Here is a 15,217-nt window from a genome sequence, read left to right as displayed (position 1 = left end):
TTTAAATTTGATTTGAAGAAAATACAAAGTTTCAAAAGGTTCTCTTATCAGATAAAAGTAAAATAACCTTCAAGTACCTCTTCGTCAATATGTAATGCTTCACCTAAATCTTTCAAACTGATATTCAATTCTTTTCGGAAGTTTTTAATCTGTTCAGCACGAACAATATTAAATTTACTTCTATAGATTTCATCTGCCTTAATAACCGCAATATTATCCAATTCTATATCATATAAAATTTCATGAGTGTCAGAATCAAATCTTGCAGGTGATGTCACAACAATTTCTTCACCATCAATAATATATGAAGAAGTAAAGTCTTTTACATAAGTTTTTTTCATTTCAGCCTACCTCATTTCGTTTTTATGGAATGAAATGAAAAGGTTATACTTAACTAGACAGAATTTATAAAGTGTTCTATACAGATAAAAAAACAGGATAAAAATAGATGTCTAGAAAAGTCTATCGTCACTTCACTGATGATTTTAAACAACAAATCGTTGACCTTCATAATGCTGGGAAAAAACGTAATGAACTTATCAAAGAATATGACTTAACCCCTTCAACTTTCGATAAGTGGATTAGATAATCCAAAACAACTGGTTCCTTCAAACCTGTTGATAATCTAACAGATGAACAGCGTGAGCTGATAGCCCTTAGAAAACGCAATAAAGAACTAGAAATGCAATAAGATATCCTAAAGCAAACGGCAGTGATTATGGCACAAAAAGGAAAATAATTACTGCTAATAAGGATAAATACAGTATTTCGGCTATGTGTCGTTGGCTGAACATTCCGCGTTCTAGCTATTACTATCAAGCGGTAGAGGCTGTGTCTGAGACGGCTCTTGATGAAAATATTAAAATGATCTTTCTTGAAAGCAAATCTAGATACCGTGCTAGAAAAATTAAGAAACGACTGGAGTCTAAAGGAATCATACTATCTAGACGACGGATTCGTCGTATCATGAAGAGACTACATTTGGTTTCTGTTTACCAGAAAGCGTCATTTAAACCATATTCAAAAGGAAAGAATAATGCTCCAATTCCAAATCGCTTGTCTCGACAATTCCACCAACAAGAGCCTCTTGAAGTAATTGTGACGGACTTGACTTATGTTCGTGTCAATAAGCGTTGGGCTTAGGTCTGCTTGATTATTGATCTCTTCAATCGTGAAATCATAGGTGTATTTCTAGGTTGGCACAAGACAGCAGAACTCGTGAAGCAGGCTATTCAAAGCGTGCCTTATGCCCTTACTAAAGTCAAGTTATTCCATTATGATCGTGGCAAAGAGTTTGATAATCAACTGATAGATGAGATGTTGGAAGCCTTTGATATTACTCGTTCACTTAGTCAAGCTGGTTGTCCTTACGATAATGCCGTCGCTGAGAGTACCTATCGTTCCTTTAAAATTGAGTTTATTAACCAAGAGACATTTCAGTCGCTAGAAGAGCTAACTCTTAAGACCAAAGACTATGTGCACTGGTGGAATCATCACCGTCTACACAGCATTCTTAATTATCAAGCCCCTATAACTAAGCGAGTCATCGCCTAAAAAACACTTTATAAAATTTGTACAGAAAAGTGTTGCCTTTTCACTTAATTTTACAATTTGGGATTCCTTATCTTCCGAATGTTCTATTTCATTAATTAATTTGTTATAATATTACCAAATAGAAAATCTAAAGAGGTCTTAAATGATAACAATTAATCAAATAAATGACGAAGAAGTTAAGGTACTGTGTGAAAATGTTTATATACATATGAAGGAAGCTTATAGAAAAAATTTAGATAAGTGGTGTTTAACAAAAGTATCATCAATATTTCAGAGAATCCTTGATAGAGATTTATCAGATAAACCATTTTTAGATATTATGCTACTTTCTTATGATGAACTTGAAAAGCTTGTTGCAGACCCAACAGTCATTAATTTAGATTACAAATTCAGTATAAAAAGCAATAGAAGAATAAAAGGAAATAGATTGATATCAATTAAAGATTATCTAATCAATAATGTATATAATGCAATTAGTAAAGACAGTCGGCGCAAAAAAATTCTATCTATAACTCATTTATCAGTATGTCCCTACTGTAATCGAAATTTTATGAATTCTTCCACCAATAAAAACACCTGTGAATTAGACCATTTTTGGAATAAATCACAATTCCCTATTTTTGTAGCCTCTTTTTATAATTTAATCCCTTCTTGTCCAAGTTGTAACAGGAATAAAGGTACTGAAACGTTTTTATTATCCCCATACAATGTTAAGATTTCATCAAATCAACGATTAAGATTTAGTTGGTATCCCTTAGATGGTAATTTTTTGTTCAATCGTGATTCTATATATATCTCTTCAAAAACTCATAAAGATTTCAAAAATGATTTTGATTTATTAGATTTACAAAATCTATATCAAATACACAGTGATCTCATTTTGGATATAATTTTGAAGAAAATTTTTATTCCAGAATATTATTTGAACGAAATAAATAATATAATTCCATTATCTGACAGCGACACCAATAGACTATTTACTGGTGTGTATACTGATGAAAAAGATTACCATAAAAGACCTCTATCAAAATTAATTTCAGATATATACGTTGAATTAAATCATTTAGAAAGGTAGAAAATGAAACTTTTAGGATTAATTATACGTGATTATGAAAATTTAATAAGCAAGCAAATTTTTCATTTTTCAGATGAGTACACTATAAACTTCGATTGGAATGAAACGATAACAATCCATAAAAATCCACACTACATTGCCGATTTTTATGGAGGAAATGTCACAAATATCACGGCAATTGTAGGAATAAATGGTGTTGGAAAAACATCTTTACTGAACTTTATTGGTTTTAAATTCTCAGAGCGAAAAGAATTTCTAGATAAATATGAATACTTTATTTTCTATGAAATGGATGAATCAATTTTCATTGAATTTAATAATAATCATGCAATAAAACAAATAATTTTTAATAATCAGATTATAAAAACTAGTGACAATCTTATCGGAGATATTAAAACCGTATTACTCAAAAAAGAAGAAAACACTTATCAAATTACTAATAGTGCTCCTAACGGAAGCATAAACTACATTTTCAAAAAATATCACCAATATAGTTTTAGTGAAAATAATGACAAATTTGACACATTATTTGGCAAAAATTGGATTACTAGATACTTATGTCAAGTTCCTTCTAATTATAATGTTATTCAAGCGTTTAGATTTCTAAAAATAAATGCTTTCTTCTCCTCAAATAAAATAATGAAATATAGAATTTCATATTGGTCTTATGATGAGATGCTAACTTTGTTATTAGAAAAATCTATCTATAACGAAAATATTTTGACATTACTCGGTCTTTCCTCCAAAAATAGTGACAATTCTTTACCACACCAGTTTACTAATCAAATAGTTGCTTTTCTTATAAATTTTATGCTTACCTTAAAGGAAAGATATATTTTTTGGAACGAAGATATTGAGGAGCTACTTTTAAATCAAATTCTTGAATATTTAGCTTTAAACTTTCAAAATATTCGAATAGATATTTTATATCATAAAACTGATGAAACTTCTCAAAATTTAAAAGAATATTTTAAAAATGAACAGTCTAAAATAGATGAAAATAACAACCACCAAATTACTGATTTTATTAATTTTTCAATAGAAGCTATGCAATTATTATGGAAAACATCTGATTACTTAGAAGTTGATCATAACTCATTCATTATTGATTTTTCATCAGAAACAATAGAGATTAACGATTTTCTAATGGGATATAGACAGCTCCTTCATTGTAATAAAATAAACTCTAAAGGTATCGTTGTATTTCCTGAAGATAATTTATTTTTTAAGCTACATGAACTATCGTCTACAGGAGAAGAAAATTTAATTCAATTTTTAGGACAATTAATTGAGTTAATTTCAAATGCTGAAAGTGGGAACCATATAATCTTAATAGATGAAGTAGATGAATCATTTCACCCCTCTTGGTCAAATAAGATAGTTCAACTCCTAAGTGTATGCTGTACTTACTTTTTGGATGTCGAAAATTCTTCCTACCAAAATCCAACTTTTCAGTTTATTATTACAACCCATTCCCCATTTATTTTATCTGATATAAAAAATCAAAATGTAATTTCTCTAAAAGAAAAACACGGAAAGGTGATTTCGAAGCAAGTTAATACCTTCGCTAAAAACATACAGCGAATAATATATGATGAAATGGATACTGGTGATATCTATGGAAATTTTGCTCAGAATAAGTTAAATAAAATCGTAAATATTCTTAATCTACCATCTATCTCCACTACATTAATAGAAAAAACTAAGATTGAAATACAAACTATTAATGAACCATTAATACGTAACAAACTCAATCAGATGCTATTTGAAAAAGTTTCACCTAACGAGAAAGTCAACTTATTGATTTCTAATCTAACAGATGAGGAACTTGCATTACTAAAAGATAGCTTATCACAGTAGCAAAACATCAGAATAGAAACTAAACTCAATAACTATTTCAATTTTTTTAGAAATAGTTTCTTAAATACGCTGACATTATCTTCTATGCTTGGTATAATTAAGATACAAACTTATATCTCACTTAACGCTTGTTTTACAAATCATTCTTATGTAGCAAGTACAGTAAGTGTGTACCCACTTACGAAAAATCGATGAAGCAGCCCCTCGTGGAGTTGCTTCTTTTTTTATCAATTTTAGCTTGTTAGGGAGTACCCTAAGACCCCAGATTTTATGAAAGGAAGTAACAAACATGGCAAATAGAATTAGAAATGCTCAACTGAAAATAAACGACTCTATAATATCTGTAGTGGGTAAGTCCACGACAGATGTTATAGGGCTTTTTCAATGTAAACAAAAAGTCCCATATGACTTATAATGAAAAGCGACAAAACCACTCATTAGAAAGAATCATATGGAACATCTTAAGGGATACCACAAAATTATTAGGAATAAAAGACCCAAATATCACTATATTACTTGTTCTCAAACATCAGTCTCATATTGAAATACGGGCCAAACTAGATTATCAGCCCCCTTTATGTCCTCATTGTCATGGAAAAATGATCAAATATGATTTCCAAAAAACTTCCACTATCCCTATCCTTGATGTCCAAGGAATGCCTACTCTTCTTAAATTAAAAAAGAGACGGTTTCAATGTAAAGACTGTCATAAAGTATCAGTGGCTAGAACATCTCTCGTTAAGAAAAACTGTCAAATTTCTGAACCGGTCTGAAAAAAATAACACAAGCTCATACCCAAAAACTAACCAACTCTGATATCGCTAATCAACTTCACATCTCTGTCTCTACTGTACAAAGAAAACTAACTCAGTTTACTTTCAAAGAAAGATATCACCATCTTCCTCAAGTCTTATCTTGGGACGAATTTGCTCGAAATAAAGGAAAACTAGCTTTTATTGCTCAGGACTATAACACTAAGAAAATTGTCACTATTCTAGAAAACAATAGAAAAATAACTATCAAGAACTATTTCTACAAATACCCTAGAAAGGTCCGAGAATTCGTCAAGGTGGTGACTGTAGATATGTCGGGAAGTTATATTCCACTTATCAAGCAACTCTTTCCAAAGGCTAAAATTGTCTTGGATCGCTTTCATATCATTCAACACCTAAACCGTGCCATGATGTCAACTAGAATCGCCATTATGAAGAGATATGACAAGAAGTCTCTACCTTATCGTGCCATGAAAAATCATTGGCGTATCCTTCATAAAGACAGCAGAAAACTATCTCTTAAACTGTTTTACTCAAGAACCTTTAGACAAACCTTAACGCCTAAAGAAATTGTACATAAGACTCTCCAGTTCTCTGATGAGCTTCGTTATTACTACAATCTTTATCAACTCTTACTCTTTCATTTCCAACAGAAGAATACTCACCAGTTTATGGCATTGATAGAAGACAACTACCACTTGGTCAATCATGCCTTCAAAACAATCTTTAGAACGTTTAAAAAATATAAGGAATACATCGCAAATGCACTTGAGTTTCCTTATTCGAACGCTAAACTAGAAGCGACAAATAAATTAATCAAAGATATCAAGAGACAAGCGTTTGGTTTTAGAAACTTTAACAACTTTAAAACAAAAATTCTCATCGCTTTGAACATTAAAAGGGAGAGAATCAAATTGATTCTCTCCCGAACTTGATGACTAGTCACCCACTACAGTTGACAAAGAGCCAAAAAAGAATACCCTAATGCAAGAATATTCTTCTTCAAAAACTACAATGGACGGGCTTTACCAAATACGAAAAAACTATGGTATCTATATGGGTAAGGAGATGGAGAGATAGTTTCTCTCCATAATCATTTATTACCAAGTTGATGGTTTATGATTTATTCCATACTCAATTAAATCTTCAATATTATCTTTAATATCGCTATAAACATATTTACTTGATGAATAGCTGGAATCAAAACATTTAACATACTTTGAAAGTTTTTCACCTTCTAATGTTAAATAATCAAAAGGATTATTACCCTTATCATCTTGCTCTCCCATTGAATTCTCCAACTTGTGGATATAAATTCCCACAATACCTTTATTTAACTCATATGCTTTTTTTATTTCATAATTTATCCATTTTCTGTTCGCTGTTTTTTCTCCAATCAAAACAACTAAACATGAACGCTTATTTAATTGTTCATCAATCCAAGCTTTGATTTTACTATCTGTTTTTTCCTTTACTTCCTCCCAATCATTATCAGAAAAAGTAGAGCTACTATCTACCTTTCCCATATTGCGTACCTGTCCTGCTCTCCAATTATCATTGTCATAATGAAAACTGAAAAATACTTGTCTTTTTGTCATTTAAAAATCCTCCTTATTTAATATTTTGATTGCTTGTACTATGTTTTTAACAGACTTATCGATATCTCCATCGCATTGTTTATTTGCCTGTTCAATTGCACTTATTGTAATTTCATCTGAAACTTCTTTAGTTGTTTTATTATATATTTCTTTAGCTGCTCCACCAGTATATTCAATAGGCAAACATACTAATCCATGCTCTTTAGATAACTCATATTCGTCCATAACTCCACTTGCAATATTTTCTGTTTCATTATTTCCAAAAACAAATATTGCTATGCCACAATTTTCAATCATCTGTTCTCTGTTCTCTTTATACAATGTATCCAAATCTATACCCAACGAACTCTCTTGAGGAAAAGGCATAAGTGTTAAAAAGTCGTTTATTTTAGAATTGTGAGTCAAGCAATAATCAGCAACACCATTTAATATAAATTCACCTACACCTTTACCATATCCATTCTCAATATGATAACCATTCTTCGATAATTCAAAAGAAAGTTTATGAATAAAATTTTGAGCGATTTTATTAGAATAGCCCGGATAACTAGATGCACTGCCCGATATAAATATTGTTTTTCTTCTATATCTATCTACAAGTGTACTTAATATTTCAGTAATTTCATTATAGTCATTAACCAAGCAAGTAAAAATACCATACCTATTCAAATCTTCAATTTGTAGTTCTTGCCTTACTGTTTCGTATTCTGAGTTATTATCTGTATCTTTAACTCTTTTCATAATACAATAATGCTTTCTTGTATTTTTTTCGTCAAGTAATACCCTTAACCTTCCAATTACATAGTTAAAATTTGGATCTTCAAAGCTGAACCCCAAAAATAGAAATGTTTTAGTAAGCAGGTCTCCCTCTAAAACCTCTCTAAATAATTTTCTTTTGTTATATCCAAACTCTTCATAATCACTTCTTGTTATTACTGCATCTTCAGGAGTTTCTACATCACCATGCAGCTTATATACTATCGCATCAAAATTATGATTTGTACCTCTTAATTGTTCATCCTTTGCTTTTACATAAGGCTTTTTCATATTATTTTCTAAAGCTTTTTCTATTAACTTATCATAATTTGTTGTCCAAAAAGTTGAAATAGGCAGCTGCGATAATAGTTTATGATTTTCAGTAGGATTTACTAATTTAGAAAATTGACCTTTGATTAAGTCATCTATCGATGTTCTCTTTTTTGAATTAGAATAATACTGAGCTAAGTTGACTAAATCGTTTTCTTTTTCAACATCTAATCCAATTTCTTCTGCAGGTTCTCTTAGAAGTTCTTTCCAACTACAAAATCCAGCAGGAATTGATAATCCTGCTCCAATAAATGCTCCTAATTCATCACTTTTAATAGCTTTTTCAATTTCTCTAATCAAATCTTTTCTTGATACTTCACCTTTAATAATAATCACCTCCCCTTTATCTTCTTGGTCCTAGAAATTTATCTCCGTTTAAATGAATCATATGGTCTGGCATATCCGCAATCCATACTTCCGTTTCCCAAGCTAAAGACTCTGAGAATTTTTTAAATGTTTTAAAGTCTAAAAATGCTGTTACATATATTTTTCCAGCTGAAACATTTTCCGTCATTTCTTCAATTTCTTTTATTCGCTTTGGCTCCATTGCACCCACAGAAGTTACAGACTCGATAAAGTAAATCCAGTTCTTATCTTCTGAATATAAAACAACATCCGGCATTTTGTCATGTAGTGTTATCTCAAAGCCGAGTTCTTTTAGTTTCTCCTCATTCTTCACCAAATCCTTTTGAATTGTATCACCAACATACAAACATTCAGAGTTCTCAGCGAATCGTGGAGCAAATTCTTCAATAATAAATTTCTGTAATTGATTGTGTTTTCCGGGAGAAAATGTGAAATCGTCACCGTTTATTTTAACAGGCATCTTTCTTACCGTCTTTTTAGAGCTATATAAATCAATTAAGTTCTGATGAGATTCCAAAAATTTATTTCTATGTTCTTCCCAAAGATTTGATTGAAATGTTTTTACTAATATTAACATTTCATCAGTTAATCGATACCTATAATTAGGGCTATTTGTTGCTTTTCCATTATCTTCAATAAATGCTGCATTTCTAAAATGATGCATTGCCTGCTTACGGATTGTTTCTCTACTATTCTCTGCATATGAAACTTCATAAAACTCTCTAATAAAAGCAATAACATCATGTATTCTTATCCATTTATTAGTTGCATGAGCCCATTTATCATTCTTTTTGATATCTGCCATTGCCAAAATAACATATCCACATAGATCCGACTGCTGTTTTTGTGGAACTTTCAGCTCCTTTAAAATATTCTTTGCTTCTTCTAATTTAGACATACATAAATCTCCCTAATATTTCATCACACTTTTCTTCAGACATATCCTTTAATTTAATCAGTTCTTTCCCCATATTCTCAATACAACTCAGTGGTGGGATTGGCATCGAGTTAATTTCAGTAGCATTAACTTGAGTTGATCCATTTAAAATCCTGTAGTAATTATCATAAAGTGTAGAGTTCATTACAACATACAAACCATAAACCAAACAATCTGATATTCCTTGTAACCCTGTAATAAAATTTATTTTATTCTGTGTACTAATTACTTTGTATGTTGGATATTTTTTTGCTAAATAAACGCCACATTGCAATCTACGCTTCTCTTCCTTCGCTGTAAATCTTTTTACAAATAAGTAATTCGTGTTCTCTTGCAATAGTCCTTTTTGCTCCGTTAATATATACTCATTATCTTTTCCAATAGGAAAAATCACTTCACCATCTTTTATATGTTGTGAATAAAATAAGGGAACTGCTTTTTCCACCGCATCATCTCTTAGAGCTTCTCGATTTCTAAAATCAACTGTCAAGCCTGTTTTCATTTTTAAACCAAGGGTTGGTAGGGTGTCTTTCCATTCATTTACTTTTTCAATCGTATTGGCTTCTTCTTTATCAGTTATCAAAAAAACATATTTATGTTCTCCAGAAACAACCATATCATAAGGAGCTTTAAAAACAGTCTTGCTATCGAAATCAAAATTAGTGTTTGTTGTTGTTATAATAATATTCTTAGACTTAATTGTTTCTTTCGTAGCCTTAATAATTATGGTTTCTTGCAAAACAGACTCTTTATCAAAAACTTTATCCCTGCTTACAAATAAATGAATATGTTTTAAAGCCACTTCGCTCAAAAACTTCTCACGAAACTTTTTAAAATAAGCTCCAGAAGTCCATGATCTTGGAACAATGAATACCAATTCTCCATTATCAACTAAATTAAAACTTGCCATCTCCATAAAAAGAAAATACAAGTTCGGCGATCCATAGCAAACATCAGGCATAGATAAAGCTTCATTAGCCATTTTCCCAATCTTTAAATAAGGTGGATTTCCTATAATTACATCGTATTTTTCAGGTTCAGTACATGCACCCAGCATATTGTTATATTCAAGCGTTTGACTTGTTATGTAATTATCTTTAATCACTTTGTATTCAATTTTTAGCGATGTATTCTCACTTATCCATGCTAAATTTGCATTTAAGAGTTCTAAAATGTCATCATTGGTTTCATAACAAGTTATTTTTATTTTTTTAATCTTATCAGTATCAATAATTCTTTGAATAAGAGCTGCCGTCAGTATCCCTGAACCCGCTCCCGGATCAAGTATAGAAATTTCTTTTGAAAACGCTGATAAATCAAATAATGATGCCATAAAAAGAGCTGTTTCTTTGCTTGTGAAAAATTGCCCATTTTTCTTGCGAATTTCTTTTGGCATCTGTTCAATGTATTTATTTGTCGATTCTATTACATAATCAATTATTTTCATCATCCACCAACTCCATGATTTCATTTATACCGCAATTCAAACTATCGCATATTCTGATAATCACATCAGTAGTAATATTTTCACTGTTCTTCATTTTATAAAAAGTACTTCGACTAACTTCTGCCTTTTCCATTAACTCAGAATTTTTCATATCTAAATCTATCATTTTTTTAAATAGCTTTTTATAACTTATTTTCGACATAACTAACCTCCCATCTTCATAATCTTTTTTTATTATTATATCATATTTATTCACTTTTTTCATCACAAACTTCCTTTTGCGCAAACATTTTTCTTTCTAAAAGCAAAAAAAGAGTCGGTGCAGTCCTAAGACCACACCGACTATAATATTATCTCTCAGCTTCTTTGCTTGTGTCTTTCTTTTCTTTAGGCTTTTGCTTATCTTCTGCCTGATATTCTTTTATAGCACCTATTATGGATTTTTTACCATTTTCTTGACCTTTTTCAGAGTGGATTAAAGAATTTAATTTAGCTTCCATTCTCTCAATATCTGCTCAAATTTGTCCGGATTGTTCCCATGAATCTGCATAATATAAATCTTTTTCTCTTTCTGTTATCTCACTTTTGAGTTTAGCAATCTCTTGACTTTTATCTTGACTTTTCATCTGTTATTTTACTTTTAAGAGCTTTGAAAATAGTATCCTTACATTGCTATGCTCCTTGCTTAAAGTCCTTTGGAATATCACTTTTTTCTCCATAAGCCGAGCAATGATGACACATCTTATTTCCTTCGTTATCTTTAAATACTACAGAAAAATTCGCCACCTTAAAGACTTCTCCATTCCTTTTTTTCCGGAGAGCTACATCGACCTCTCCAACGATATTTCCCACTATATTGATAAGAATATCCTTTTCTTCCTGAACATATGGCAGATTTTTTATCTGTCCCTGATCCATCAAATCATCAATCATATAATCAAATACCTCATAAAGTAAATTTATTGTGTCATTTTTTTCATGACACTCTTTACAGTATGAATGTCCATCTTTGATATGCTCTGTTTCAGGATCATAGGAATACTCTACTTTCCTTATCTAACCGATTATTATTAAATGAGATTCCTGTTCGTTTCAAAAGCATAAAATAAATAATTGCTTCAGCAGACAGTCCTTTAAATTCTTCTCCGTCCACCAATACCTCTGGCACTTTCAAAAAATTAAATCGTTCTGCTTCACGATTATTGAAATAGTCAAAGTCCATATAAAATCACCTCCCTCCTTAAATATTTGCAAAGAAAAAGACGATAGATTTTTCTCCTATCGCCTTTGGTAACCATTTTTATAAAATTTTTAAAATTGATTTTATTGCTGCGTTGATATCTCGTAAAAAAGCTATAATTATGAATCCAACCATCGGTATTCCATGTTAGCTTAACAAGAATCGTAATATGAATGCTTCCATGCCTATTGAAAAATCCTTTTGAAACAATGATACATTCCCAACAACGATACACATAATCATTAACAGATTCCTTTTCCATAATACATCAATCATTTAAAGTTTATTTTTTTAAATTCTACTCCCTCACCAACACTCCAACACACTCCACGTGGTGCGTTTGTGGGAACAAGTCCACCGGTTGCACTTTTTCAAGGTGATAGCCTAATTCTTCATAACGTTTGACATCACGCGCCATGGTGCTCGGGTTACATGAGATGTAGGTGATTTTACGAGCTTTTGTTTTGGCGCTGGCTTCGATAAAGCTCTCTGCCAAGCCTTTTCTTGGTGGATCGACCATAATCACATCTGGCTTAATCCCTTCTGCCACCCATTTGGCCATGGCATTTTCTGCGCTATCACAGACATAGGTGGTGTTTGTAATGCCATTTTTTTTGGCGTTAGTTTGCGCATCTTTGACGGCTTCTTTTATCACTTCAACGCCATAAACGTGCTTGACGTGATTGGCCACAGACAAACCAATTGTCCCAATGCCAGAGTAGGCATCAATCACCACATCATCAGGAGACAAATCAGAAAAATCAATGGCAATCTGATAGAGTTTTTCAGCCATTTCTGTATTGACCTGATAAAAGGCCGGTGCTGATATCGAAAACTCATGTCCTAGCATGGTATCTGTAATCGTGTCCTTGCCATAAAGCGTTTTATAGGTTTTGCCAAGGATGGCATTGCCTTTTTGATCATTAATATTTTGAATAATGGACTTAACCTGAGGAAATTCTGAAACAATCGCATCAATCACTTGTTCAATCCTAAAAATCTTAGGGCGTGTGGTGACAAGAACAAGCATCATTTCACCCGTATAGTGCCCTCGACGAATGAGAATGTGACGTATCAAACCTGTTTGACTCGTTTCATCGTATGGTGTCAACTCAAATCGTCTAAACAAATCTCTTAAATAATTGATAAGCTTGTCAATCTCTGGCTCTTGGATGAAATAATCAGAAATCGGCACTAGGTCGTGAGACTGTTTCCTAAAAAAACCAGTTTCGATTTGACCAGCAATACGACGAACAGGGATTTGTGCCTTGTTACGATAGTGCTTGGGGTTGTTCATACCAAGGGTTTCAAAAACTGGAACATCCGGAAGTTTAGCTATCTTGTGAAGATTATCTGCCACCTGTTTTTGCTTGAACTTTAATTGCTCTTCATACGACAGATGGGCCAAATCAGCAATGCCAGTTCTTAAATAATCAACCTGAATATTTTTTTTGCGATGAGGCGAGTATGTTTGATAGCTTTCAACCTTACCATAACCTATTTTTTTAGTCATTTTTAAGACACGCATGGTGATTTTTTCACCAGGTAGAGCATTTTCAACAAAAAAGACAAGACCATCGTGTTTAGCGATACCTTCTCCCTGATGGCTTAAATCAACTATTTCCACATCAACTAAATCATTTTTTTTCAACATTATTAAGACTACTTTCTTTTAAGCATTTCTTTCATTCCACAAAAAAAAAGAGTGGCAAGCCACTCTATTATATCATATTATCGTAAACCTAATTCAGAAAGACGATTTTGGTACTTATCAAAATCAATGGCTAAGCCTTGGCCCCCATACATGTCATAGTCGTCAATCCAATCTCCAAACTCAGGTATGGTTTCTTGTTGGATGCCTTCCTTACCACTAGTCACAACAGATAGACCATTACTAATAAGGAAAGGATAAGAGACATTGGTTGAGGTGAGGGCATAGATTTTTCCTATGGCAGCAGACCCTGTAAATAGTTTCGTCGGATCTTTGATTTGGTCTATGACAGCAGCCATCACTTGTTGCTGACGTTTCGTTCTCCCAAAATCCCCTTCATCATCTTTACGAAAACGGGCATAGTTGAGGAGGGTTCTACCGTCCATCCGTTGTTTTCCAACAGCAATCGTCTGGTCTGGAACAATTCCATTTTCCATCCTTAAATCATCAGGCACATCAACAGACTCAACGACTTCACCATTAATAGTAGAAAATTGAGCATCGATGGCAACACCATTAGGAAAGAGCGTGTCAATCGCTTCTGCGAAGGTTTCAAAGTCAATCATGACATAATATTTGATATCAATATCAAAATTACGTTTGAGCGTCTGACGCATAAACTCAGCACCTTGATTGTCATTTTGTTCACCAATCGCAAAAGCTGAATTGAGCTTGCTATCATAACTATAGTCATCATAGCTAACGCCTTCAATATTGACCAAAATATCACGCATGAAGCTGACCATCTTAACCTGACCTGATTCATTACCAATATTAACCACCATAATCGTGTCGGTTCTTGCTTCATCAGACCCTTGACTAACACGTCTATCACTACCTAAAACTAAGATATTGGTACCATCAAAAGTGTCCTGCCCATCAAAAAATTCTTCTACTGCAGGACTAAAGTTGGCACTATCAGAAGAGACATCATTCATGCCTTTAAAAAACATGATGACCATGCCGATAAAAGTTAAAAAAATGAGGGCTAAAAGGAGTTTAAGAAAGGTCTTAAAACGAAAACGACGTCTCCTTGGTTTTTTCTTAGCAAGTGGTGCAGTAGGTTCAACCATATCCCGTTGTACAAGTCGCTTTTGTTTTCTTGAGCGTCTCTTTTCACTGGCGCGATATTTGGGTAAGCCATCAATCACGTAGTTATCATCTTCAACATCCTCATAACTATCGTAATGATTATCATTGTCATAATCATCGTATTGATTATAGTCATCTTGCTCGAAATGTCTTTGTCTAGCGTACTGAGAACTCCTATCATACTCAGAAGGTCTGTAGGCGTCTTGTCTTCTTCTTGATGTTCGTTGTGGTGCTTGACGTTCCTGTGTAAATTGATTAGAACTGCCACTTTGTGCTCTATAAGTTTGGAATTTACTATGAAGATAATTAAATTCCTCTTCTTCTCTTTGATTTAAATAATGAATATTTTTTAAGAGGTACTGATAGCGCAGTTCTTCATGGTGGGTCAAGCCAATATCTCTTTTTCTTGCCATTGCTTTTTCCTATCTGTACTTTTTTTCTGTAACAAATCATTTGTGATATTCTTTATCACACAATC

11 protein-coding genes and 4 pseudogenes are annotated in these 15,217 nt (G+C 32.4%); 4 read left to right on the top strand and 11 right to left on the bottom strand.

What is annotated here, in order from left to right; translation table 11 throughout:
• Positions 1–47: 47 nt before the first annotated feature.
• Positions 48–341, bottom strand: a complete 294-nt coding sequence (locus JHK62_RS00955; protein WP_199574809.1) for a hypothetical protein — start codon at positions 339–341, stop codon at positions 48–50.
• A gap of 107 nt (positions 342–448) precedes the next feature.
• Here JHK62_RS00955 and JHK62_RS00950 point away from each other — a divergent pair.
• From JHK62_RS00950 to JHK62_RS00935, 4 genes and pseudogenes are all read left to right on the top strand, one after another.
• Positions 449–1,554, top strand: a pseudogene (locus JHK62_RS00950) (IS3 family transposase).
• Between the two features lie 142 nt (positions 1,555–1,696).
• Positions 1,697–2,629, top strand: a complete 933-nt coding sequence (locus tag JHK62_RS00945) for an HNH endonuclease (RefSeq protein ID WP_213087384.1) — start codon at positions 1,697–1,699, stop codon at positions 2,627–2,629.
• Positions 2,630–2,632: 3 nt separating this feature from the next.
• Positions 2,633–4,489: an AAA family ATPase gene (locus JHK62_RS00940; protein WP_199574808.1), complete on the top strand. Its 1,857-nt coding sequence runs from the start codon at positions 2,633–2,635 to the stop codon at positions 4,487–4,489.
• A 404-nt stretch (positions 4,490–4,893) separates the two neighbouring features.
• Positions 4,894–6,197, top strand: a protein-coding gene (locus tag JHK62_RS00935) for an ISL3 family transposase (RefSeq protein WP_213087383.1) whose coding sequence is annotated in 2 segments (ribosomal slippage) — positions 4,894–5,260 and positions 5,260–6,197 — 1,305 coding nt in all. Because the reading frame shifts where the segments join, the coding sequence is not laid out codon by codon here.
• Between the two features lie 165 nt (positions 6,198–6,362).
• On the opposite strand, the gene JHK62_RS00930 is transcribed toward JHK62_RS00935, so the two are convergent.
• From JHK62_RS00930 to JHK62_RS00880, 10 genes and pseudogenes are all read right to left on the bottom strand, one after another.
• A complete protein-coding gene (locus JHK62_RS00930) occupies positions 6,363–6,860 on the bottom strand; it encodes a TIR domain-containing protein (RefSeq protein WP_199574807.1) in 498 nt (165 codons plus the stop codon).
• Complete coding sequence (locus JHK62_RS00925) at positions 6,861–8,282, bottom strand: SIR2 family protein (RefSeq protein WP_199574806.1); 1,422 nt, start codon at positions 8,280–8,282, stop codon at positions 6,861–6,863.
• A gap of 7 nt (positions 8,283–8,289) precedes the next feature.
• A complete protein-coding gene (locus JHK62_RS00920; protein WP_199574805.1) occupies positions 8,290–9,210 on the bottom strand; it encodes a BsuBI/PstI family type II restriction endonuclease in 921 nt (306 codons plus the stop codon).
• Positions 9,203–10,699: an Eco57I restriction-modification methylase domain-containing protein gene (locus JHK62_RS00915; RefSeq protein ID WP_199574804.1), complete on the bottom strand. Its 1,497-nt coding sequence runs from the start codon at positions 10,697–10,699 to the stop codon at positions 9,203–9,205. The genes JHK62_RS00920 and JHK62_RS00915 overlap by 8 nt, the downstream gene beginning before the upstream one ends.
• A complete protein-coding gene (locus JHK62_RS00910) occupies positions 10,683–10,898 on the bottom strand; it encodes a helix-turn-helix domain-containing protein (protein WP_199575231.1) in 216 nt (71 codons plus the stop codon). Before JHK62_RS00910 ends, JHK62_RS00915 begins: the two co-directional genes overlap by 17 nt.
• 148 nt (positions 10,899–11,046) lie before the next feature.
• Positions 11,047–11,160 (bottom strand): annotated as a pseudogene (locus tag JHK62_RS08015) (DNA-binding protein); the annotation flags it as partial.
• A gap of 168 nt (positions 11,161–11,328) precedes the next feature.
• Positions 11,329–11,683: pseudogene (locus JHK62_RS08010) on the bottom strand (DNA-binding protein); the annotation flags it as partial.
• A gap of 46 nt (positions 11,684–11,729) precedes the next feature.
• Positions 11,730–11,918 (bottom strand): annotated as a pseudogene (locus tag JHK62_RS00890) (replication initiator protein A); the annotation flags it as partial.
• A 316-nt stretch (positions 11,919–12,234) separates the two neighbouring features.
• Positions 12,235–13,590, bottom strand: a complete 1,356-nt coding sequence (gene rlmD, locus JHK62_RS00885; protein ID WP_199574803.1) for a 23S rRNA (uracil(1939)-C(5))-methyltransferase RlmD — start codon at positions 13,588–13,590, stop codon at positions 12,235–12,237.
• 77 nt (positions 13,591–13,667) lie between these two features.
• Complete coding sequence (locus tag JHK62_RS00880; protein WP_199574802.1) at positions 13,668–15,152, bottom strand: LCP family protein; 1,485 nt, start codon at positions 15,150–15,152, stop codon at positions 13,668–13,670.
• Between the last annotated feature and the right edge of the window lie 65 nt (positions 15,153–15,217).

Source organism: Streptococcus pacificus (assembly GCF_016481305.1).
Taxonomy (GTDB): domain Bacteria; phylum Bacillota; class Bacilli; order Lactobacillales; family Streptococcaceae; genus Streptococcus; species Streptococcus pacificus.
The sequence above is the reverse complement of the archived record's forward strand: the minus strand, read 5'-3'. Positions and strand labels throughout refer to the sequence as shown.

Coding starts and splice junctions, on each gene's coding strand:
- JHK62_RS00930 (WP_199574807.1), bottom strand. CDS start 6,860: ATGACAAAAAGACAAGTATTTTTCAGTTTTCATTATGACAATGATAAT.
- JHK62_RS00920 (WP_199574805.1), bottom strand. CDS start 9,210: ATGTCTAAATTAGAAGAAGCAAAGAATATTTTAAAGGAGCTGAAAGTT.
- JHK62_RS00945 (WP_213087384.1), top strand. CDS start 1,697: ATGATAACAATTAATCAAATAAATGACGAAGAAGTTAAGGTACTGTGT.
- JHK62_RS00940 (WP_199574808.1), top strand. CDS start 2,633: ATGAAACTTTTAGGATTAATTATACGTGATTATGAAAATTTAATAAGC.
- JHK62_RS00880 (WP_199574802.1), bottom strand. CDS start 15,152: ATGGCAAGAAAAAGAGATATTGGCTTGACCCACCATGAAGAACTGCGC.
- rlmD (WP_199574803.1), bottom strand. CDS start 13,590: ATGTTGAAAAAAAATGATTTAGTTGATGTGGAAATAGTTGATTTAAGC.
- JHK62_RS00910 (WP_199575231.1), bottom strand. CDS start 10,898: ATGTCGAAAATAAGTTATAAAAAGCTATTTAAAAAAATGATAGATTTA.
- JHK62_RS00915 (WP_199574804.1), bottom strand. CDS start 10,699: ATGATGAAAATAATTGATTATGTAATAGAATCGACAAATAAATACATT.
- JHK62_RS00955 (WP_199574809.1), bottom strand. CDS start 341: ATGAAAAAAACTTATGTAAAAGACTTTACTTCTTCATATATTATTGAT.